General features: G+C 54.9%; 20 protein-coding genes, 1 pseudogene and 1 riboswitch. Of the genes and pseudogenes, 5 read left to right on the top strand and 16 right to left on the bottom strand.

Going from position 1 to position 22,580, the window contains the following annotated elements; all coding sequences use genetic code 11:
• The first annotated feature begins 20 nt into the window (after window positions 1-20).
• Window positions 21-359 (top strand): DUF4870 domain-containing protein, encoded by a 339-nt coding sequence (locus NST08_RS03145; protein WP_007130419.1) that lies wholly within the window; start codon window positions 21-23, stop codon window positions 357-359.
• A 140-nt stretch (window positions 360-499) separates the two neighbouring features.
• On the opposite strand, the gene NST08_RS03140 is transcribed toward NST08_RS03145, so the two are convergent.
• From NST08_RS03140 to NST08_RS03115, 6 genes and pseudogenes are all read right to left on the bottom strand, one after another.
• Window positions 500-1,858: a nucleobase:cation symporter-2 family protein gene (locus tag NST08_RS03140; protein ID WP_341341446.1), complete on the bottom strand. Its 1,359-nt coding sequence runs from the start codon at window positions 1,856-1,858 to the stop codon at window positions 500-502.
• A 43-nt stretch (window positions 1,859-1,901) separates the two neighbouring features.
• Window positions 1,902-2,471: a xanthine phosphoribosyltransferase gene (locus tag NST08_RS03135; protein WP_007130421.1), complete on the bottom strand. Its 570-nt coding sequence runs from the start codon at window positions 2,469-2,471 to the stop codon at window positions 1,902-1,904.
• 150 nt (window positions 2,472-2,621) lie between these two features.
• A riboswitch (purine riboswitch) is annotated at window positions 2,622-2,722 on the bottom strand.
• Between the two features lie 298 nt (window positions 2,723-3,020).
• Entirely contained in the window at window positions 3,021-4,121 is a 1,101-nt protein-coding gene (locus NST08_RS03130) for a metallophosphoesterase (RefSeq protein ID WP_341341445.1), read from the bottom strand.
• A 140-nt stretch (window positions 4,122-4,261) separates the two neighbouring features.
• Entirely contained in the window at window positions 4,262-4,567 is a 306-nt protein-coding gene (locus tag NST08_RS03125; RefSeq protein WP_341341444.1) for a hypothetical protein, read from the bottom strand.
• A 476-nt stretch (window positions 4,568-5,043) separates the two neighbouring features.
• Window positions 5,044-5,826 (bottom strand): annotated as a pseudogene (locus tag NST08_RS03120) (TrmB family transcriptional regulator); the annotation flags it as partial.
• A gap of 106 nt (window positions 5,827-5,932) precedes the next feature.
• Complete coding sequence (locus NST08_RS03115; protein WP_341341443.1) at window positions 5,933-6,736, bottom strand: zinc ribbon domain-containing protein; 804 nt, start codon at window positions 6,734-6,736, stop codon at window positions 5,933-5,935.
• A 373-nt stretch (window positions 6,737-7,109) separates the two neighbouring features.
• Here NST08_RS03115 and NST08_RS03110 point away from each other — a divergent pair, with 373 nt between their 5' ends.
• Complete coding sequence (locus NST08_RS03110) at window positions 7,110-7,478, top strand: hypothetical protein (RefSeq protein ID WP_341341442.1); 369 nt, start codon at window positions 7,110-7,112, stop codon at window positions 7,476-7,478.
• A 407-nt stretch (window positions 7,479-7,885) separates the two neighbouring features.
• Here NST08_RS03110 and NST08_RS03105 read toward each other — a convergent pair whose 3' ends face one another.
• The 3 genes from NST08_RS03105 to NST08_RS03095 all read right to left on the bottom strand — a co-directional run bounded on the left by NST08_RS03105 (window position 7,886) and on the right by NST08_RS03095 (window position 13,010).
• Window positions 7,886-8,785 (bottom strand): M15 family metallopeptidase, encoded by a 900-nt coding sequence (locus NST08_RS03105; RefSeq protein ID WP_007130427.1) that lies wholly within the window; start codon window positions 8,783-8,785, stop codon window positions 7,886-7,888.
• Window positions 8,786-8,965: 180 nt separating this feature from the next.
• Window positions 8,966-9,691 (bottom strand): hypothetical protein, encoded by a 726-nt coding sequence (locus NST08_RS03100; protein WP_341341441.1) that lies wholly within the window; start codon window positions 9,689-9,691, stop codon window positions 8,966-8,968.
• A gap of 217 nt (window positions 9,692-9,908) precedes the next feature.
• Entirely contained in the window at window positions 9,909-13,010 is a 3,102-nt protein-coding gene (locus NST08_RS03095) for a DEAD/DEAH box helicase (RefSeq protein WP_340897570.1), read from the bottom strand.
• A gap of 190 nt (window positions 13,011-13,200) precedes the next feature.
• Between NST08_RS03095 and NST08_RS03090 the strand changes: the two genes are divergently transcribed.
• On the top strand, window positions 13,201-13,413 hold the full coding sequence (locus NST08_RS03090) for a hypothetical protein (protein ID WP_007130430.1): 213 nt from the start codon (window positions 13,201-13,203) through the stop codon (window positions 13,411-13,413).
• A 174-nt stretch (window positions 13,414-13,587) separates the two neighbouring features.
• On the opposite strand, the gene NST08_RS03085 is transcribed toward NST08_RS03090, so the two are convergent.
• The 3 genes from NST08_RS03085 to NST08_RS03075 form a co-directional block, all read right to left on the bottom strand.
• A complete protein-coding gene (locus NST08_RS03085; protein ID WP_341341440.1) occupies window positions 13,588-14,880 on the bottom strand; it encodes an ABC transporter substrate-binding protein in 1,293 nt (430 codons plus the stop codon).
• 138 nt (window positions 14,881-15,018) lie between these two features.
• Window positions 15,019-15,855, bottom strand: coding sequence for a carbohydrate ABC transporter permease (locus tag NST08_RS03080; RefSeq protein WP_341341439.1), 837 nt, complete (start codon window positions 15,853-15,855; stop codon window positions 15,019-15,021).
• Window positions 15,855-16,736: a carbohydrate ABC transporter permease gene (locus tag NST08_RS03075; protein WP_341341438.1), complete on the bottom strand. Its 882-nt coding sequence runs from the start codon at window positions 16,734-16,736 to the stop codon at window positions 15,855-15,857. Before NST08_RS03075 ends, NST08_RS03080 begins: the two co-directional genes overlap by 1 nt.
• Window positions 16,737-16,889: 153 nt before the next feature.
• Between NST08_RS03075 and NST08_RS03070 the strand changes: the two genes are divergently transcribed.
• Both NST08_RS03070 and NST08_RS03065 read left to right on the top strand, forming a co-directional pair.
• On the top strand, window positions 16,890-18,671 hold the full coding sequence (locus NST08_RS03070) for a cache domain-containing sensor histidine kinase (RefSeq protein ID WP_341341437.1): 1,782 nt from the start codon (window positions 16,890-16,892) through the stop codon (window positions 18,669-18,671).
• Between the two features lie 9 nt (window positions 18,672-18,680).
• A complete protein-coding gene (locus NST08_RS03065; protein WP_007130435.1) occupies window positions 18,681-20,294 on the top strand; it encodes a response regulator transcription factor in 1,614 nt (537 codons plus the stop codon).
• A gap of 324 nt (window positions 20,295-20,618) precedes the next feature.
• On the opposite strand, the gene NST08_RS03060 is transcribed toward NST08_RS03065, so the two are convergent.
• The 4 genes from NST08_RS03060 to NST08_RS03045 form a co-directional block, all read right to left on the bottom strand.
• On the bottom strand, window positions 20,619-20,999 hold the full coding sequence (locus tag NST08_RS03060) for a RidA family protein (protein ID WP_007130436.1): 381 nt from the start codon (window positions 20,997-20,999) through the stop codon (window positions 20,619-20,621).
• A 69-nt stretch (window positions 21,000-21,068) separates the two neighbouring features.
• Window positions 21,069-21,743 (bottom strand): NAD(P)H-binding protein, encoded by a 675-nt coding sequence (locus tag NST08_RS03055; RefSeq protein WP_007130437.1) that lies wholly within the window; start codon window positions 21,741-21,743, stop codon window positions 21,069-21,071.
• Between the two features lie 254 nt (window positions 21,744-21,997).
• Entirely contained in the window at window positions 21,998-22,285 is a 288-nt protein-coding gene (locus NST08_RS03050) for a hypothetical protein (RefSeq protein WP_232239454.1), read from the bottom strand.
• 22 nt (window positions 22,286-22,307) lie between these two features.
• On the bottom strand, window positions 22,308-22,511 hold the full coding sequence (locus NST08_RS03045) for a CsbD family protein (protein WP_007130439.1): 204 nt from the start codon (window positions 22,509-22,511) through the stop codon (window positions 22,308-22,310).
• Window positions 22,512-22,580 lie beyond the last annotated feature (69 nt).

The raw sequence follows: 22,580 nt of genomic DNA, 5'->3' as shown, positions 1-22,580 counted from the left end.
AAGACAAGGAGTTGATGACATTGTCCCCTTTCAAATCGTCCACAGGACTTCCCGAGAATCTGGCTGCAACGCTCTGCTACCTGTTCCCCATGGTCGGAGGAATTCTGTTTCTGGCGTTAGAGAAAAGAAGCCGCTACGTAATCTTCCATGCGCTGCAGTCCTTAATGACCTTTGCGGTTCTGGCGATTGCACATCTGCTGTCAGGCGCAGTTCCGATTATCGGGCTGCTCGCTTCGGCTCTGCTGGCGCTGGTCGGCGTGGTGCTGTGGCTCGTGCTGATGGCCAACGCCATTCAGGGAAAATGGTACAAGCTTCCCTGGATTGGAGCCATCGCCGAAAAGCAGATGCAGCGGATTTGAGCAATCCCCGCTCTATGAAAACGGCCGCAAGCCCTGTTCACAGGGCTTGCGGCCGTTTTGTGTCATCATTTATATAAGGAAGAATTCCATGGATATCTATTAAACCGGCGCAGCCAGCCTTAGCTTAGGAGCTGCATCCTTTATGCGGCGTGCCCTTCGGCTGCATCGCCCTGCTTCATAGCAGGCTTCGTATATTTCAACCCGTTAAAGATCAGATTGAGCACGATCGCCGTCACGCTGCCGACGACGATGCCATTATCGGCAAGAATGCGGAAGTTTTCCGGCAGGCTCTCGAACAGCCCCGGCACCGTTGTTACCCCAAGCCCCATGCCGACAGAGCAGGCGATAATGAACAGATTCTCATGACGGTTCAAATCCACCTGGTCGCCCAGCATGCGAATGCCAGAGGAGACGACCATCCCGAACAAGGCAACCATAGCTCCGCCGAGAACGGATGTCGGTACAAGCTGGGTCAATGCCGCAATCTTCGGCACGAAACCGATCAGCACGAGCAGGCCGCCCGCAACGACAATGACGTCGCGCGTCTTCACGCGGCTCATTTGAATCAGGCCGACGTTCTGGGAATACGTCGTGTACGGGAACGAGTTAAAAATACCGCCGACCACAATCGCAAGACCTTCCGCGCGATAGCCCCGGGCCAGGTCCTTGGATTTGATATCGCGGTCCACAATTTTACCGAGAGCCATAAATACGCCCGTGGATTCCGCCACGCTGACAATCGCAACCAGAATCATCGTCAGAACCGGCATCAGCTTAAATTCCGGAGTACCGAAATAGAACGGCTGCGGTGCACGGAACCAGCCCGCTTCACGCAGCGGGGTCAGATCAAGCCCTCCGAACAGCGCTGCAGCGATCGTTCCGAGGATAAGGCCGAGCAGAACGGAGATCGAACGCAAGAAGCCTTTGGCAAAGCGATTCATAATGATAATGAAAGCAAGGACGCCAAAGCCGAGCGAGATATTCAAGGCACTGCCGAAATCCTCGCTGCCTTGACCGCCGCCCAGATCATTAAGAGCTACCGGAATCAGCGTCAGGCCGATAATCGTAACGACAGAGCCCGTTACGACCGGCGGGAACACCTTGATCAGCTTGCCGAACAGACCCGAGAAGAGAATGACGAACAAGCCGGAGGCGATGATCGCTCCATATATAGCGGACAAGCCATGCTGCTGGCCGATGATGATCATGGGACCAACGGCTTGAAACGCGCATCCGAGCATAACCGGAAGCCCGATGCCGAAATACTTATTGCCAAATACCTGAAGCAATGTCGCCACACCGCAAGCAAGCAAATCGATCGCAATGAGGTAGGTCAGCTGCTCCGTCGTCAACCCAAGCGCGTTCCCCACGATGAGCGGTACAATAATGGCTCCCGCGTACATGGCAAGCACATGCTGCAAACCAAGTGAAAAGGTCTTGCCCGGATTCCGGCGTTTATCAAAGATCGGCTCCAGCACCGCTTGTTTCTGTTCTTCCATGGCTCTTGAATTCCTCCTAATTGATTGTTGTATGGCCTGTTACCTATGCAAAAGTTACTGTTCCGTCTTCAAGCGATGCAATGCGTACGAGCGATTCCACCCGGTAGCCTGCTTCCGCGAGCAGCCGTCCGCCCGGCTGGAACGCTTTTTCGATCACGATGCCGATGCCGACAACCTCGGCGCCGGCCTGCTCAACGATTCGGGCCAGGCCGAATGCAGCCTCGCCGTTGGCCAGAAAGTCATCGACGATCAGGACGCGGTCGCCCGGCTTGATGAATTTCTTTGAAACGGTAATTTCATTCGTCTCTTGCTTGGTGAAGGAATAGACTTTCTCCACGAAGATATCCTCACGGAGCGTCAGCGACTTCTGCTTCCGTGCAAAGATCATCGGCACGTCCATCTCGAGGGCGGTCATGATGCCCGGCGCGATGCCCGAGGATTCAATGGTCAATACACGGGTGACGTTCTCATCCTTGAACCGCCGCGTAAATTCCTTGCCTACCTCTTTCATGAGTACCGGATCCATCTGGTGGTTCAGGAACGAATCCACTTTCAGCACCTGTCCGCTAAGTACGATGCCTTCCTCTTTCACTTTGTTCTGCAGTAATTGCATGATGCTCCCCCTTCATTTTTGTACACATTCCAAGCACGAAAAGCCCATCTCCTTCTTTCGCCGTTATCGCCGGGAAAAGAAACAAATGGGCATAAGCAGCAATAATACGCCGAAAGATGCAAGATGGGCCGTGGCCCTCATAGCTTGTCCGTCGCTGCCGCTGTATCCCGTAGTCCAATCATTTCCGGTGATCGGGTAGAAACATGCAGGCCAATCCCTGCACATATACGAGAACACGTATGTTCAGCATTTTGCAACAATTCAATTCCAGCCGCTCCCAGGTACAATGTCATAGGCGACCAAACCGTTTCGCTCTAATAATTGCTGATTGAAAGTCGATTTCGATTTGTGCAAAATCTGCATGGTAAGAAAAAAATCAATCTCATGCTTACGTGTAATGTGATAATTCCGAATGAATGAAGTATAACGCAATTAGTATGAAAAAATAAAGTGAAAATTTACGGAAATCTATTCAACGAAGAGCTAAGCGGCCAAATCTTGAGCATTTGAGCACCAAAAGGCCACCGTTAACCGGTGGCCCACGTTGTATTATGGCTGAAACGCGACATGAATTTCCACGATTTCGGAGCGGGAGCCGAGCCGGATCGGCGGTCCCCAAAATCCATAGCCCGAGGAAACGATGGAGTGCATTTGTCCTTTTTTCAAATAACCCCAATCATTTTCAAACAACGCCCCGGTAATCAGGTGAGCCGGGAATACCTGCCCGCGGTGGGTATGGCCCGATACGACCAGGTCCACGCCCTGCTCCTTGGCCTCATCCAGCGCATTCGGCTGATGATCCAGAAGAAGAATGGGCCGCGTCTTGTCGGCCTCCTTCAGGATCTCGGATAATGGGGCACGCTCCGTATCCTGCTTGTCCCGTCGCCCGGCAATCATCAAGTCCTCGACGGCTGCCGCCTCATCATACAGCACGGTCATCCCGCTGCGCTCCAGTGCTTCAATCAGCTCTTTAATGTCACCTTCGAAGCGGTCATGGTTGCCAAGCGAAGCATATACCCCGTATGTAGAACGGATGCCTGACAAGATTCCGTCAATGCCTTGGCCAAGATAAGCATCCAGATCGTCGTCGATCATGTCACCCGGGAACAGCACCAGATCCGGCTTTAACGCATTAATTTCCTCAACCATCCGCTTCGCATGGCCTTTTCCCGACAGCAGTCCGAAATGCATATCGGAGGCCATGACGATATTAAGCTCATCCATCGCTCCGGCATCCTTGGCAATATTCACGCTGTATGCCCGTATCGTCGGGCTATAGGCATTAAACGTACCAAGCCCGATCAACAGCAGTAAGAGAACCAACACGAGCAGACCTGCCCTCTTCCCCGCGCCGTCCCGGCGGAGCTTCGTTCGGCGCAGCACCCACATCGTTAAATGCAACAACGGGAGAACGAGGATCAGCACGTAAAAGACCGCCATCCAATAGGCACCGATTACGTTCAGCACCGTAAGATTGCCGAGGAAACGCCCTGATATAAAAGAGGTCGATACGACCGTCAGGACGATAATGTACAGTGTCTTGAACAGGGCGGATTTCCCGGGCCCCATCCAGCTCCATACACTTCGCCCGATATAATAGACGAGCAAGCCGTAAATGATCAACGCTATGATTCCTATGAAAATATACATCGCCATCTCCTTTTCATACACTCATTATATCAAGGCTAATGAGCAAATCCCAGCACTCGCCGGTAAGGAAGACAGCATCCGTAATGATACATTCATACTTGAGATCGTATGCTATATTGGTGCTTGTTCATAATTATAGGCTACAACCCCGTATGCTTTCGCGGAATGAGCTCATTCAAGATCGATTTCAGGTTGCGATCCTCGGTATAACGCTCCTGACCCATATCCAATTCATTGACCCGGATGTAGGAGTACGTTGCATCCGGAGTCACCGGCTTGAACAGCAGCTCATCGCGCTCATCCGGAACGACGTTGTATTCCATATCGTGAAACATATCCAGAAGCTGCTGTCCGGTAGGCTGCTTCCCCTTATCAATAAAGATCAGGCCCCTTAATTTCTTGGGTCCTTCCTTGTGCCCGACTGTAAAATGAACGATGCATTCCATGCAAGCCACTCCTCTCGCTTCGTTGTCTGAATATCCTGCCCCTTACTCATGATATCCTGCATCGCGGGGGTATAGTCCCTTATGCAAATAAACGCCAGGATAGTTCCCGGCGTTCGTTAAAGTTTGATTGTATTTTATCATAAAATTACGGATCGGGCTGTGATTCATGTCATTGCCGATTCATACAATGCCATTGCGCTGGTGTGCGCAAGCCTAGTATAGATGAACTAGCGATTTCAGGCGCAGCATCTAATACGGACAGATCGTGCATGTCACGATCAGCTATCTGTCCCTTTGGATGCGTGCTCAGATGACGGCTCCTGCTCTGCCTCCGCGTTAACGCCGGATTCAGCTTCCGCTTCCAAGCCGGTCGCCGCTTCTTCAAACGCTCCCGTCTCGGGTAAAGCTACCCTTAAGGCATCAAGATCAATCGCACGTTCATCCTCTTCCCCGTACGGGTCGGCATAGCCTTCCGGCGTGACGTACTCGCTTTGAATGAGCCCGAAATTCCGGCCGTACCGCGACTCCAGCGTGTCTCCCATATCCTGCTCAAGCTGGAACAGCACCATCTCTTGGGTGAAATGATGCAGCAGCAGCTCAGCCATCACAGGGTGTTCCGTAATTACGGCACCGGTCTCGAATTCACCGCCGCGCATCCCGAGCATGCACCACTCGCGGTCCACGACGAAGGAGAATTTGCGGCCGCCCCGCTTTCGTTCCTCGAGGCCCCTCCAGCCCGGCCAAGCAAGCGTCCGCGACAAGCTCTGCTCAGGGCCGTCGCATGCCCACAGCACCTTCACGCCTCTAGCCTCCGCTTCGGCCAGCGGCTCGCGAAGCAGCGCAGCCTCCTCCCGCCAGACATCGACCACAATCTCGCGCTCTGCCCGTCCCAGCTCCCGAACGAGAGCATCTAGCACGGCTTGATCTCCTTCCATGCTGAGGAACGGGGCAGCCGTACCGCTGCTGCGCGGCAGGCTTTTCTCCACATAGGCAAGGGAAGCCTCCACTCGTCCCGAGATCATGCGCGTCAATTCCTCCGGCTTCAGCGACCGGTATCGGACGGGTTCTCCGTTCATGCGCTCGAGCGCTCCCTGCCGTTCCAGCCGCTGCATGGCCGCATACACATTGGACCTGGAAGCCCCGAGGCGCTTCGCCACCTCGTAGCCTCCGGCGGGTCCATGCTCGGCAAGGTCCACCATAATTTTCGATTCGATCTCGGTAAATCCTAAATTGCGCAGATGATGCAGCAATTGTTCCATAATTTCTAGTCCCCCCAAAGATGCTCGAACGCTTGCTCTATCATACACACGATTGTTGTTGAACTTGCGCTTAAGGCCATGGTCGTCCGATTCCCTTACAATTCAATTAGATTTGCTCCGCTCCGCAGCGCGGGCACCATTTCGAGCCCTTCGGCAGGTCGACGCTGCAAATTTGGCATTTTACCGTATCCCGCACCGTCTCTTCTCCGGACACGTAATCCTGGTTCTGATTGTTTTCCTGCCAGAAACGAATGCGCCGGTCCAGCTCCAGCTGTCTTTCCCGTTCACGCTCGAGCTCTTCCCAGTGGCGGCGCTCCTTCTCCTGCTCCTCCTGCTCAAGACGAAGCTGCTCAGGATCCACCTCCGGCTCAAGAAGCTCCTCATCGACAGGGCTAAACGGCTCCGGACCTTGGCGATACGTGAATGGCTCATGGTCTAGCTCATCGGCAGCTGCCGCATAAGCATCGGCCTCATCTTCATCCTCGAAATCGAATCTAACCTTGTTCAGCTCAGGCTCCTTCACCGCTTTTTCAATCGGTTCTTCCTCTTTCGGAGCGATGCTGGCCAGCTTGTGGCCGCAATTCGGACAGAAATTGGCATCGAGCGCCACCACGCGTCCGCATTGGCAGACCCGCTCATTTTTCAGCACCGCAATCCGGTTGCGGATCTCTTCAATCTTCTCCTGAAGACCGTCGCAGGTCTTGGCCAGCTCTACCATTTCCTGCTCGGCAACGGACATATCCTGCATGCGGTAGCCTTCGTAGAATACTTTCCCCATTTGAAGGTAGTACGAATTTTTCTGCTGCTCGATCTCCGCAATTTGGCTGTTCAGTTTATTGACTTCTACCACGTGCTGAGCTTTTTCCGTTGCCCGGTTCGCACCGTCCTTAAGCCTCTGTAATATATTCATCCTTATTTCCTCCTCTTCCTTATACCCGCATCATAACTGCGCTTCCTAAAGCAGCGCATAGTTAACATCATGAATTAATTAAACGCTCACCCCTAACCGGTCCTCCGGTTCCCGCATGCCGTCGATCGGGCCATGCCAGGAAGGCGGACATCTCATCTATCCAGTATACGGCGGTGACGGTGATTCTATCATACCAAATTCCTTGCTTCTTGTGAAAATCGCCGTCTTCCTGTCATTTCAAGTGATTCAACCCGATTCCGGTTGTGTAAAGAATAGAAAAAAGCCAGCACCTGCCTCAAGCCAGCGTTCAATCTGGCATCGAAAGCTTACCGGCCGTGCGATAAGCCGGCTGCCATTACTGGAGGGATAACGCATGACAACCGATAAAAAAACCTATTATGTCTCCGTCAACCATAACCTGATCCGGGATGTCCCGGGAGATTCCAATGAATTCATCGTCATGCTCAGCAAGGACGAATTAACCCGGCTGAAGGACTTGATCAATGATTTCAGCAGCACCGACCGCTATGCGTTCCAACGGACCTTTGTACCGTATAAATCGGCTGATCACGATGAAGCCATTGAGCAATTCGATGAGCGGACAATCGACCTGTACGCATTCCTCCATGAGCATGGGGATGAACGTACGCGCCGCATGATCGAGGATATGAACATTATCCGCAAAATGGATGACACCGGCTATGACGATCCGGGCTACGAGAATGCCCCGCTTAATAAATAAACGAAATGACAAGCCATAAAGCAGCACCCATGTGAAAAAAAATCCTGGTAGGCGGCTCTTCTTACACAATTTCAGCGGCCGAAGGGCATGACAAGCCTCTCGCTGCTTGCATTAGGCGGGAATCCTGCATGAGACCGGAAGCTTGCATCAGGCGTGAAGCTTTCATCACACTGGAACCCTGCATCATGCGTGGAGCTTGTGCACCTGGCGTGAGGCTTGCATGCCGGGAACCGCTCGCAGGATTGATCCAAAGAAACCCCGAAGCACAGCTCCGGGGTTTCTTTGCGATTGCTTAGCATTCCCGACGTCCAATTAACCTGAAAGCTCGTTCAACGGTTTAGCTCTTTTCCGGTCATGGCAATGAAGGGATTGCGTATTCCCCCGGCTCCGACCATTTCACACGACAGCTACAGCTTCAGGTTAGCTTCGTCGAAATACTCCTCCAGCGTCAGGCCGCTCTTGGCAATGTCCGGCGCCAGATCCTTCCCGACATAGCGGATATGCCAAGGCTCGTACACGTATCCCGTAATATCCTCCGCCCCTTCCGGGTACCGGATGATGAATCCGAATTCCGGCGCGCGTCTGGCCAGCCACTCGCCTTCCTCCGTATGGCCGAACGCTTCCTCCAGCGCGTTCCCTGCGCTTGGACTCGACACGTCAATCGTCAGGCCGGTCTGGTGCTCGCTCGTGCCGGGCACTGCGCTGACCCGGTTCGCCTCCGCTTCTCCCTTGGTGCGGACATTATTTTCATATATCACCTTCTGGCGGTCATATGAACGGTAACCCGAAACCGCGCGAAGCTCCATTCCGTCCGCCTCGGCCGCTGCAAACAATTCCTCAAGCGCCTTGGCTGCCTCTTGTCTCAACATCCGTTTCTCATGGGGACCGTCGAAGGAAAACGGAACGTTCGGCTCCACAAGATCATTCGGCTCGTAGCCGTCCGGGAGACTGCGCTGCTTGTTCACCACTACGGTGACGGCATCCGGATTGGTCACGACCTGCTTGCCTTTCTCCTCCTGCACGGTTGCCTGGAGCGCATTCTCGCTCCGCTTGGCCATCACGGGATCCGCCTGCTCGTTCCCGGCCTCCGCGCTTGCGCCCTCCCCGGTTCCTTCCGGAAGCGTCGTGCCTTCCTGGCCCTCGGCCGGCGATTGAAGCTCCTGTCCCTGCTCTTTGCCTGAACCCGCGTCATTCGATTGGCATCCAGCCAAAATGCTCCCCGCTACCAGCAAAGATGACAGCATCAGGCTTGTCCAGCGTATCCTTTTTCCATAAAATGCATTCATCGCTGCCTCGTCCTTTCCCATCTTCATTGTCCTCATTGTACCTTATCCAAGCGTTACAGGACAAACGCTGTCATGTCGAAGAATGACGCGCTATGCCGTCATTTCTCCGAATTTGCGGTGCCGAGGCCGCGCTTTACGGCCATTAGGCGTGAAAAAAGCAGCCATGCGCCTGGCCGCTCCTTTCGAGAGGTGCGGCTACAGCTATGGCTGCTCTATGCGGCGGCGCTTCTGCTCGGCCCGCTCCGAAGCCGCACGGGCAATGAGGCCGAGCGCCTGGGTAACGCCGCTTACCCCCGGCAGCAGGCCCGCCCAATCGCCGGCGGGCCCAAGCTCCCCGGGCGGCGGCGGGGACAGCGGCACCGCCAGCTCGCCCAGCTGCGGCCCTGGCCGGTGCAGCCGGCCTTCGGCCGCAGCCTCGGCCACCCATTCGCCGGGAGAAGGGCCGGAAGGCCCCTTCTCCTTCACGCGGGTGGCCGCGTCCCCGGCGGCGCCGCCGGGCCGCGGCGGTACGGCCTTGGCCCAGGCGTCGAAGACGCCGGCCAGCAGCGCCTCCCGCGGCAGCCCCAGCAACGCCAGCAGCTGGAGCGGCTCCGCCGCAAGCTTCTGCCGTGCGGCGTCCAGCACGGCCGCGGCTTGACCGCAGGCTTCGCGCCCGCATGTGCAAGGCACGCCCTCCCCTTCGCCCGGCAGGGGCGAAGGAACAAAGCCCGCCAGCCACGGGGCTTCACGGCCTGCGAGGAGCGAGTACAGCTCCAGCGGATGATCCGTAAGGTAGGCGATTATCGTATTGCGGGCATCGCTAGTAAGCGGCTCGATCGTCACGCTGATTCCGCAGCTCCCGCCTTGCTCCCCGTCCGGACCGGTCCAGCCCTGAAGCCGCCCCGCAGTCAAATCAAACCGGGGCTCACCAGTCTTCGTCGGTTCCATAACAGCACCCTCCTCTTCGCCGTAAATCCTTTTATGTCATCCAAACATTCAAAATTGTTTCGCTCGATATAGCAGCCTGATCAGAAGAGAATCTGGGCAAGCATCCTGAACGAAAGAATTTGGCTAGCGTCCTGATCGAAAGAGAACTTGGACAGCATCTCAATCAAAAGAGAAAATCCGTATAGCACCCTCATTCATAATCGAACGGGATGCCCGTTTACATCCAATCCTGTCCTTGAAGCTCGATCAGTCGGCGGAGCTCGCCGTCGGACATTTCCGTCAGCCATGTCTCGCCGGAGCCGACGACCTGCTCGGACAACGCCTTTTTCTGTTCGATCAGCTCGTCAATCCGTTCCTCCAGCGTCCCCTGGCAGATCAGCTTATGCACCTGCACATTGCGGTGCTGTCCAATCCGGAACACCCGGTCCGTTGCCTGATTCTCCACCGCCGGGTTCCACCAGCGGTCGTAGTGGAGCACATGATTCGCGCGGGTCAAATTCAGCCCCACGCCGCCGGCCTTCAGCGACAGCACGAAGAATTCCGTGCCTTCGCCGTTCTGGAAGGCCCGGACCATCTCGTCCCGTTCGCGCTTCGGGACGCCGCCATGGAGAAAATGAGGCTTCTTCCCGTACTTGCGTCCGAGCACGTTCACAAGCAGCTCGCCCATGCCGACATACTGGGTGAAGATGAGCGCCGATTCCCCCATATCTGCAATCTGGTCGAGAATCTCGAGCATCCGCTCCATCTTCCCGGAGGCTTCCGCGCGCACCGCTCGTCCCTCCTCCTGCCGCAGCAGCTGAGGATGATCGCATATTTGCTTCAGCTTGGTCAGCGAGGACAGCACCAGCCCCTTGCGGGCCATGCCCGTCTGGGTTTCGATCTGTCCCATCATCTCATCCACGACGGCCTGATACATAGCTCCCTGCACCTCCGTCAGCGTGCAGTAGGACTTCACCTCCAGCTTCTCCGGCAGATCCTTGCGGATGTCCGGATCGCTCTTCAGCCTGCGCAGCATGAACGGCGATACGAGCCGGTGAAGCTCCCGGTACCTCTCCTGCTGCCCTTCGCCGGCTGCATACCGCTGACGGAAGGCATGGAAGGAGCCCAAATACCCGGGATTGAGAAAATGGAAGATGGACCACAGCTCTGCCAGTCGGTTCTCCACCGGCGTACCGGTCATGGCAATCCGATGGGGGGCCGACAGCTTCATGACGCTCTGCGCCTGCTTGGTACGGTAATTCTTAATATACTGGGCCTCGTCCAGTACAACGCTGGACCATCTGATGCCGGACAGATCTCCTCCGTCACGCCCGGCCAGATGGTACGTGGTCAGCACGACGTCGTACTCCTTGGTCTTCTGCGTGAACTCTTCGCCCCGAAGCCGCCGGACACCGTGATGAACATGAAGCGACAGCTCCGGGGCGAACCGCTGGAGCTCCCGCTGCCAGTTCCCAAGCAAAGACGTCGGGCATATGATCAAGACCGGCCCGGTCTCCCCGTCCGATTCCCTCCGGTCCAGCAGGCATGTTATGACCTGAATCGTCTTGCCAAGCCCCATATCATCCGCAAGGCATACGCCAAAGCCCATGTCGCGCATCATGCTGAGCCATTGATACCCCCGCTCCTGATACGGCCTCAGCTCCCCATGCAGCGTCGAGGGGACAGGCCGGGGAGGAACCTTCCGGATGAACTCGCCTTCGAGCAAGGAGGACAGCAGACCTGCGGATTCCACCTCCTCGATAAAGAGGCCCTTCCACAGCCGTTCCCCGTCCATCTCGGCGGTCAGATGCATCCATTCCGCGAGCTCCATCTCGCCCTTTTCGTGGCGCTTCATGAAACGGAGCACCTGGTTGATCTCCTTCAAGTCGACCTCAACCCATTCACCGCGGAATTGGACGTACGGCAAATTCTGCTCCGCCAGCGATTTCAGCTCTTCCCGGGTGAGACGCTGGCCTCCCATGGCCGCGGAAATTTCAAAGCGAACCAGATGCTCCATCCCCATCACAGGGAGCGGATGCATCCCGCCCGGCGATCTCGCGTCGGACATCATCTTTAGGGACAGCCCGACCCGTCTGCGGCCTTCCTTGCTCCACCTTGACGGCATTTGGACCGTCACGCCTCTTCGGGCCAGTCTCGGAACCGAATCCTTCATAAAGGAAGACAAGGCGCTGAGCGGAATCGTCGCCCCATCGGGTGCCGGTCCGCGTAAGCCCTCCGCCAGCTCCGGCGCAAGCTCCGCGGCTTCGCCAAGCCTTAGCAGCAGCTGCTGCTTCACGGAGGAATAGATCCGTCCCCGGATCAGCGGATCCGGCTCCGCCATTCCCCAGATGCTGCCTGCGGGGAGCAGCAAGCCCTCATCCTCCAAGCCCCGTGCCCAAAACGAGATTTGCCAATCCTGCCGGTTGTCCGTAAGCGGAGGCTCAAGCCGAAGTCCGAGCCCGACCGTTCCGCTCTCCGGGGGCGCATCCTCGCCCGCGGCATACGGAACCGACGTTCCTCCCGCCGCCTCCACCGCCGATGTCAGCTCCCCGATCTCTTCGACTGTTCCTTGAACCGGGAGCTCACGGTTCACCGTCAGCAGACTGTTCCACCACAGCTCGGCTAAGGGAGAATGCCCGCGGCGATAATTCGCCAGATGGGGCCGCAGCTTATCCTGGGTTTCCCGCACCGCCTCCCGGGCCTCGCTGTTCAGAATGCCGCACAAGAACGAGTACAGCACGATCGCGCCCGCTTCTTCCCGGGTTGACGGGTCATGCCCGGCCAGAGCTGCCGGCACGCCGATGCAGACCGGCGGAATATTGGCCGCCAGGTGCATGAATCGCTCCGAGTCCTCCCCGGAGAGCTGCGGCTTCCATACCGCACGGATGCTCTGCATCGTGGTGCGCCGTCTTCCGACCGCCGGCACTTCGGCTGTTCCGGGCGCAAGCTTGCCTTGAAGCAGCAGCTGCAGCGCAAAGCGGCTTGCTTGTATCCAAAATTCCATCTCTTCTCCGGCTGCGAGGCCCTGTGCTTCATAGTTTGCCGGCGTAAGCTCGAGCAGCATTTGGAACGCATCCCCCGGCGTCAGCGCCAGTCCTTCCATCGTCCGGCCGCCAACCATCTTCCGCTCCGGACGACGCGTGCTTCTCGCCCCATAGGTCGGGGACGGATATCTGAGCTCGGCCAGCCGGAGAGTTGCATGTGCGAAGGGACGGCTTCCATCCTGCATCCGTACGGCACGGACAACGCGGCTCCATGCATCTACCTTGGGCTCGGATACCTCTCCGGAAAAACAAAAGAATGCGTCACCTAACCATACGCCATAAAGCGGTTGATTCATCGTTGTCTCCCGTCTTTTCCTGCTTTTTATAGATATTATTACTATCTTATACGATCGCCGCATAATTTCAAAACGGTAACCAAAAGAATTTTCGGGCAAATAAAGGATGCCGCTCCCCTAAATGTTGCCACCTATCCGGTCCTTCATGCGTATTGAATAAATAAACCTACATTTGTCAGGAGGAGCTCGTGTGGACATCTTATTTGCCGGAAGCATTATTGGGCTGGGCGTTATATTAATAGGTATTTTATTTTTTATTATTCACATCTTGATTTGTATATGGGGATACCGCGATGCGCGCCGTCTTGGCAGAAGCCCTGAATTCGCGCTGCTTGTCGTCCTCGGTCTGCTGTTCTTTCCGATTGTCGGACTCATCATCTATCTGCTGATCCGAAGGGCTTAGAGCTTGTCAGCCGTCGTCGCGGCATATCCAGCGAACATTCCGGGATCATTTGGCGATCGCAATGATGCGAGGACATCACTCTATTCCTGCGCGCCTGCATTCCCATAGCTGCCCCATACACGCAGAAGAGGCCGCTCCGACTAATCGGAGCGGCCTCTTCTCGCTTCTATTCGTTTATTTCGCCTTCAGGCTCTCCCAGGATTTCTGGATGCCCTCGAACAATTGGTCTTTATTCACATTGCCGGCAACATAGCCTTGCATTTGGCTGCCGAATTCGTTCATGCCGCCATCCGGGAATTTATTGAACTCCCAGCTGAGCGTCTTGCCTTCCTTGCTGTATTTCACGATATCGTTGCCGAGATCGCCCAGTGTTTCGCTCTTGGTTTCGATGCTCTTGAAGGCCGGGATGAACTTAAATTCGTCCGTGATGTACCGTTTGCCGGTTTCCGAGGTGACAAGCCAGTTCAGGAATTCCTTCGCTTCAGGCTTTACCTGGGATTTGTTGTTGACTACCCAGTTGTTCGGCACGCCGACCGGAAGCTTATCGTTCTCTTCAGCGTTGTCGTTGATCGGCATCGGCAGGAAGCCGATGTTCAGCTCCGGATTGATTCCGTCAATCTGCACCTGGGTCCAGTTGCCGTTCTGTGTCATGGCGGCTTCCCCGCTGGCAAACATCGTGATCTCGGTGTTGTAGTCGGTCGTCAGCGGGTTCTTCTGGCCATACTTTACCGTCAGGTCAAGCAGGCGGATCCATTCGTCGAATTTCGCATTGCCCGCAATCTTCTCCGTTCCTTCGTTCAGGCCTTTGACCAAAGCATCCGGATTCTCTTGATGGGCAAACGGGATATTCAGCAGGTGGTTGGCCAAAATCCACGTTTCCTGATAGCCGTTGGCAAATGGCGTAATGCCTGCCGCTTGGAGCTTCTGCGCAGCTGCCTCAAGCTCGGTCAGCGTCTTCGGCAGCTCGGTGATGCCGGCTTGCTTGAACAGGTCCTTGTTGTAAATGAAGCCGTAGCCCTCAATGCCGAACGGCTGCCCATACAGCTTGCCGTCTTTCGTCATAGGCTCCTTCGCTACGTCCAGCACATCGTCCACCCATGGCTGGTCGGACAGATCTTCGATATTCTCGAACCAGGTTTCCAGGTCACGGTACCCGCCTACGTTGAAGATGTCCGGCTCATCGCCTGAAGCAAACTTTGCCTTCAATGCCGCGCCGTAGTCAGAGCCGCCCCCGACCGTCTGAATGTCCAGCTTGATGCCGGGATGCTCCTTCTCATATTCCGCCTTCAGCTGGTTCAGCGCCTCCGCAATTTCAACCTTGAATTGGAAAATCTTAATGGTCTTCGTTCCGCCCTCAGCGCCGCCTTCGGCTCCCTGGCCGCTCTCTTTCGAGCCGCCGCCGCATGCTGCAAGCAAGGTGGAGAACGCCAGGATCATGACCAGCAGAAGCTTACCTTGTTTCTTCATGTTATGAATCCTCCCTTTTGTATAGGTGTATCAGTTGCTATGAATGGCGTTTTGCTTCTTCAGTATAATTAACCTTTTTTCGATTCATCAGGTACGATATTGATCTCTCAGGTGGATGAAATTGACCGCTTTACCGGTTTATCCCTTGACAGCCCCGTGGGTAATTCCTTCAATAATGTATTTCTGCATCGCCAGGAAGAAAATGATGATCGGCAGAATGCCGAGCACCAGCGCCGGCAGCGCCAGATCCCACTGCTTGGTATATTGCCCGAAGAAGGCGAAGGTCGCAATCGGTATCGTCCGCAGCTCGGCGGATTGCAGGATCAGCGACGGCAGCAGATAGTCATTCCAGATCCACAGCGTGTTCAGAATGATCACGGTCACGAACATCGGCTTCATGAGCGGAAATACGACCCGGAAGAATACGCCGTAGCCGCTCGCTCCGTCCACCGTTGCCGCCTCCTCGATCTCCAGCGGAATCGACTTCGTAAATCCATGGAACAGAAATACGCTGAGCGGAACACCAAACCCGAGATAACAGATGATCAGGCCGTACAGGCTGTTATTGATGCCCATCGTTGCGGTTACCTTCACCAGCGGAATCATGATGGACTGGAACGGAATGACCATGGCTGCAACGAACAGGGCGAACATAAGCCGGTTAAAGCGCGTATTGCGCCGCACCATCTGATACGCCGTCATGGCGCTCAGCATCGCCAGCAGCAGGTTGCTGGCAACCGTGACGACCAGGGAGTTCCAGAGCGCCGACGGAAAGTTCGTAATATCCCATGCCCGCGAATAGTTGCTCCATTCAAACGTTGTCGGCAGCCCCGCCGAATCGGTCAGCAGCTTGCCGAAGGTTTTGACCGAATTGACGAACAGGAAATAGAACGGTACCAGGAAGAGCAGAGCAACGATGATCATGATGAGCTCGGTAGCCAGCGTATTCAGCTTGTATTTTCTAACGGTCTCCATTAAGCCTCGACCTCCTTGCTCTTCGTGAACCGAACCTGCAGGCTTGTGATGATGGCGACGACGATGAAGAAGATGACCGCCTTCGCTGTGCCGAGGCCCAGACGGTTATTCGTATACGCTTCGTTATAGATGTTCATGGCCACCGACTCCGTGGAGCCGAACGGCCCGCCCTTGGTGAGCGACAGGTTCAGGTCAAACATCTTGAACGACCATGAGATCGCCAGGAACAGGCATACAGTGACGGCAGGCATCACGAGCGGTATAATGATGGACCGAAGAACTTGTCCCCTGCTTGCGCCGTCGATTTCGGCCGCCTCCAGAATATCCTTTGGCACGTTATTGAGCGACGAAATATAGATGACCATCAGATAACCGGCCGTCTGCCATACGAAGACGATGACGATCGCCCAGAAAGCCGTCCCCTTCGTCCCGAGCCAAGGCAGATTGAAGAATCCGAGATTCGTCGCGTTGCCGATCGCCGCGAAGCCTTTTACGAAGATGAATTGCCAGATGAAGCCCAGAAGCAGGCCGCCGATCACGTTCGGCATGAAGAAGATCGTTCGCAGCACGTTCCTCGTCTTGAGAGGCTTGGTCAGAAAATAGGCCAGCACGAAGCCGAGAAGATTCGTAAGAATGACTCCCAGCACCGTGAACCTTGCGGTGAACCAGAATGAGCTGCGGAATTTATCGTCGTTGGTAAATATCGTTACGAAGTTATCAAAGCCGACCCAATCGATTTTATTCGATACGCCATTCCAGTTGGTGAAGGAATAATACAGTCCTAGAAGGAATGGAATGATCATGATCAGGATGAAAAAAATAGTGGAGGGTCCCACGAACAGAAACTGCTGGAGCAGCGCCGATGATTTTTTTCGATTCATCCCTGTGATCTCCCCTTTGCGATAAGATGTTGTATGATGTATAGCCATTATGAGGTAACCTGTTATCATTGAACACGGAGAATCATGAACCGTTAGGTGTAAAATATTGACCATACGCTTTTGTACGATTGATCCTATCTGAGGTGAGCCGCCATGAAATTCCGCAGTATTCAAACCCGGCTGATTCAATTCATGCTGGCCGTTACAACGATTCCGCTTCTGCTCTCCTTAATCATCACATTCTCGCATACCCGCGAATCCGTGAAGGAACAGACGGTTAACGAGAACATCCGGCTTATTTATCAAGGAGCGACCAATTTAAGAAACTATATGAACAGCATCAATCGGGCTTCGCTCTCCGTCTATTCGGACTCCTATTTTCTGCGCAATCTCGCCCTAGATCCGGACAATCACCGCGTCATTGCCGAGCTCTATGCCACCCTGCAGGCGCTTCAGACAGGGATGGAGGACATTCATCAGATCTACCTGCACAATTACTTAACCGGTCAATCGACCCAAGTGTCGAGCAATCTTCCAAGGCGCGAGTTCCGGAAGGAGCCTTACCGCCGGATTGAGCAGTTCGGTCCCGGCCCTGCCGCGGTCGAGCCGATCCATGAGGTTCATAACTACGGATTTCCCCGCAGACCGGCCGACATTACCGATTTCAAGGTGATCACCTTTTACCGGTCGATCAACAACATTCCATCTCCCGAGCAGTACGCTCTAATGGCGATTGATGTGAAACTTGACAGTATCTTGGCCATTTGCGACCAACTGTATGCCAAGGGGGAGGAGCAGTTATACTTGATTGATGATACAGGCAGCATCATGTATAGTCCGAATTCCGATGAAATCGGGCAGCCCTTTGCCGATCAGACGCTGCTGAATGAAATCGCCAAGGGAAAACAGGGCTATTATGACGGCAAGCAAGCGATGGTGATCTATGAGAAGCTGGATCTGCCGTATGCCCCCTGGACTTTGGTGAAGCAGATACCGCATAAAACGCTGTACAAAAATTCGACAGAACTGACGGGGATCAACGCGATTATTGCCATTTTTGCTCTACTGGTTGTCATTTTCGGCACCCTATGGATATCCATTCGGATTACAAGACCCATTAAACAGCTCACGAGTTATATGAATCAGGTACAGACCGGGCGGCTGGATGTCGATATCGATGTAATGAGCCCGGACGAGATCGGAATTTTATCCCGGCGGTTCCGGAATATGATGGACACGATCAACAACCTGATCCTGCGGGAATACCGGCTGGAGCTGGCCAACAAGACCAACCAGCTGAAAGCGCTGCAGGCACAGATCGACCCGCATTTTCTGTACAATGCGCTTCAGTCCATCGGAACGTTGGCCCTTCAGCATAAGGTGCCGCGGATCTATTCCCTGCTCTCCTCCCTCGCCAATATCATGCGCTACAATATGCGTAACAGCGAGGCGAAGGTAACGCTGCAGGATGAGATCCATCATGTGCGGCTCTACTTGGAGCTCCAGAAGCAGCGTTTCCGCGATCAGCTTGAAATTACATGGGATTTGGAGCCGGAAAGCCTGCAGGCTCCCGTTCCGAAGATGATTCTGCAGCCGATCGTCGAGAACTATTTCAAGCACGGCATGAACACCAGGGATACCGTGGGACGCTTATCGATTTCTTCGCGTATTACAGAGGAACATAGACTCGTCGTCGTGGTCGAGAATAACGGCACGTCGATTGAGGAAGACAGACTGGCCGCTATCCGCCGCATGCTGGCCGATCCTTCGGGCTATGAGCCGCGAAGCGGCGATGCCGGGGATATCTCCATCGGGCTTATGAATGTGCTGATGCGCCTGAACCTGTATACGGACAACAAGGCTGTTTTAACCATCGAGAATGCAGTGCCGCATGGCGTCATTGTCACGCTCAATATCAACGCTTGGGGAGAGTGAGCAGAAGAGATGAAAGTATTGATCGTAGACGACGAACAGCACGTAAGAGAAGCGATTGAGATGCTTGCGGACTGGGAGCGTCATGGCATAACGGAAATCTATCAGGCTGCCGACGGCGAGGAAGCGGTTCGGCTGATTGAGGAGAAAGATCCCCAGATCGTCATGACCGATATGCGGATGCCGAATTCAAACGGCCTCGAGCTGCTGACCTGGCTGCACACATCCAGACCCGACATCAAGGTGCTCGTCATCAGCGGATACGATGATTTCGAGTATGTCCGGCATACGATCCGCTCGGGGGGATCGGATTATATTTTGAAGCCGGTCGAGGCGGAAAGTCTGAACGAGGCGCTCGGCAAAGCGGCGGATGCCTGGCGGTTGGAGGAAGAAAAGCGGAAGCAGATCATGAGCCAAAATATCGAGATGAACCAGATGACCCCGCTCTATATGGACCGGCTTCTCTCGGATCTTGTGAACGGATACGGCAGCAGAGAGAGCATCGTAGCCCAGCTGCGAAACCGGATAGCTCTGCCTCAGACAGGAGCTCTCTGTCATATCGTCGTTATAAGCGATGTTCAGTTTGACAAAGACCTGCTGTCCAAATTTCGGAACCGGCGGCATCTGCTCTCCTTCACCTTGATTAATATCTGCAACGAGCTGCTGCGCGATCAGGGTGTCGCTTTCCGCCATATCGACAAGCCCGGTGAAATGATTGTGCTGTACTGGAACCCTCGTCTGCCCGTCAACGATATGCTCGAACGGATCAACGACGGATTGTTCGCCATTCTCCGGCGCCGGGCCCATTTCGGCTATGCGGCAGCAGCTTTCCCTGCTGAGCTGCCGAAAGCATACTTGAACGCCGTCCAGGCCTTGTGGAGCCGCAACCTGCTGACAGGCAAATCGCGAGTTCACAAAGACCGCGTCCCGGAAAGCGAAGGCTCCCGTACCCCTCGCTTGGCCACGTATGAAGAGAAATTCAAATTAGCCGCCCTGAGCGGGAGCAAGGAACGGATCGAAGCAGCCGCGGATGAGTGGATGAAGGATATCCGGGACATGGATCGGGTGTCTCCGGAGCAGCTGCTGCGCATAAACTCCGAATGGGACTGGATGCAGCAGCATTGGACCGAGAATGAGGTAAAGAGCGTACAGGAGCCCGTGGAGGACGCGGAAATCTCCCAAGACCTGCCGTCCCCTCTTCCCTTGAATGAGGACGGCATGCTGTGCTGGGACCGCTGGCGGGAACAGATTTGCGGCCGACTCAACGCAGCCTCCAGAGTGCTTACCCAGATTCATTCGAAGGACAGCCATATTATTCATGATATCGCCCGGTATTTGGAAAACAGCTATCATGAGGAGATTTCATTGCAGCAGATTGCCGGTCGCTTCTTCCTCAGCAGGGAGTATATCTCCCGCAAATTCAAACAGGAATTCGGCGTGACCCTCTCCGATTTTCTCGGACGTGTACGCATCGACAAGGCCAAGACCCTGCTGCTCAATCCTCAGCTCCGCATTGCCCAGATTGCAGAGATGGTCGGTTACCAGGATGAAAAGTACTTCAGCAAGGTGTTTAAAAAAATGGAGGGCGTGACGCCCAACGAATATCGGAAGGTGCACCAGAAGTAAGAAGTAACAGCCGGAATATTTGCTACGGGAACACCGGCTTGAGCCTGGGAAAACACCGGGTCACGGGACTGGAACACCTACTGCGGCCTCGAAAAGACCGGGGGGCACGGAACGCCCGCTTGGGTTCCTGGAAACACCGGGTCACGGGTACGCCCGCTTGGGCCCGGGAAACACCCGCTTGGCGACGGCAACGTCCAGTCTTGTTCCTCGCGCTCCCAGTTGAACTGGCCGGCTCCCATACAAGTAAAGCTGACCCTGACAAAAAAAGAGCTCCCGGCCGCCTCTAGGGCGCCGGAGCTCTTCCTTACGTTTTCCTTCGATCCATTATCCCTTGACTGCAATGACTTCGATTTCCACCAGTCCGTCCTTAGGCAGGCGGGCTACCTCCACCGCGCTCCGCGCCGGATAAGGCTCGGAAAAGAAGCTGCCGTACACCTCGTTTACCGCTGCGAAATCATTCATGTCCTTCAGGAATACGGTTGTTTTGACGACCTGGTCCAGGCTTGTCCCTGCCGCTTCAAGAATGGCCTTTACATTGCTTAAGGACAGCCGCGCCTGTTCCTGCACGCCTTCACCGAATTCCCCCGTTTCCGGATTCAGACCGAGCTGGCCGGAGGTGTATACGAAGCCGTTGATCTCTACCGCCTGGCTGTAAGGGCCGATCGCGCCTGGCGCTTTAGGCGTGGAAATAATATGTTTGTTCATGGATAAGGCTCCCTTCTATGTAATTCTGTTATGTTCACATTGTAAACGTCCGGCTGCAGACTGGCAAATTTATTCAGCCGTATCGCCCAGCACATGAATGACTTCATTCGGATAGATGTGATGCCCCTTCATATCGGTAAGCCCGATCCTCACCATGGCGCGGGCCACCTTCAGTGAAGGGACTGCCCGGTATGGAGCGAGCTTCGGACGCCTGAACAGCACATCCAGAGAAGTCATCAATGCCGCAGCTGCCTGCTCGCCGAAACGGCTGTCCGGCCGCTTTCCAAGCAGTAAAGACGGACGGAACAGATGCAGGCCATGAAAGCCCATTTCGGTCAGGCCTTCCTCCATTTCGCCCTTGGTCCGAAGATAGAAATTCCGCACATCCGGGCTTGCCCCCATCGAGCTGACCGCCAGGAATTGGCGAACGCCGTGCCTTCTGGCAAGGGTCGCCGACTTCAGCACGTATTCCACATCGACCTTCCGGAATTGCTCCCGGGAGCCGGCCTTCTTGATCGTTGTCCCGAGGCAGCAATACACGCTGTGAACACCCGCGAAGGCTTCTTCGAAGCGTTCGAGCTCATCCCAATTCACGGGAATGCTCCGCAGACTCGGATGGGTAGCGTCAGGCGGTCTTCTCACCAGCACCCGGACCTCATTCATCTCGGGTCTCTTCAGCAATTCCTCGGTAACCTGTCCCCCTACAAGCCCCGTTGCCCCAATAACGAGTGTTATCCGTCCCATCTAACTGCCCTCCTTAATTATTCATCATCTAAATCATTCATCAGGTTAAGACCGCGGCTTATGGACAACCTGGACAGCTTAGATGTGGACAAAACCTCCGTCAAAGTTAGGCTGACCGAACTCCTGCTACTGAGATCATTCTACACCCCATAACGGAGCTGTCAACATACTTGAATCAGGTGAAACCACTCATGGACCATACAGCCGTTTACAGGAGGATGAGCCGCAGCTTAAATACAGAAAAAGAGTGCAAATCAGGCACGATTCGCACTCTTTCTCCAAGCGGTTATCAAGTTAAGCAGCGGCTTCCAATCTCTGCGGAACCAGCCGGGGGCTTCGGCATGCGCCGCGTCCCCCTCCGGCAAACCGCCCGTTATGGACGCCTCGCTCAAGCCTTCGTGAATAGGGAAGGGCTCCTCCTCCATCCAGACATAGTACTTCATATCAAACGTACTGACCATGTCTCCATGAAGCGTAAGCACCTTATCGTTACGAATATCGATCACCTTGCCGGTCACAACCCGGTTCTCCAACACGATCATTCGCCTCCCTTAATCTAAGGCTTTAATCCCGAAATCTGGCGCTCCAATCCGCATATTCGCGCTCTGCGGCATCCTTCGAATGTCCGTAGCGTTCCTGCAGCTTCCCAACCAATTTATCCTTCTCTCCGGCGATGACATCCAGGTCGTCATCGGTCAATTTGCCCCATTGCTTCTTCGCTTCACCCTTGATCTGGTTCCATTTCCCTTTAAAAACGTTGTTATCCATAGATATCTGCCTCCCTATCAAGTAATGACTCCTGCATTCATCTATCGTCTGTACATTGTGTTTACCCGC

Origin of the sequence: Paenibacillus sp. FSL K6-1566, from assembly GCF_038050475.1 — a bacterium.
Classification (GTDB): Bacteria; Bacillota; Bacilli; order Paenibacillales; family Paenibacillaceae; genus Paenibacillus_AQ; species Paenibacillus_AQ lactis.
The sequence above is the reverse complement of the archived record's forward strand: the minus strand, read 5'-3'. Positions and strand labels throughout refer to the sequence as shown.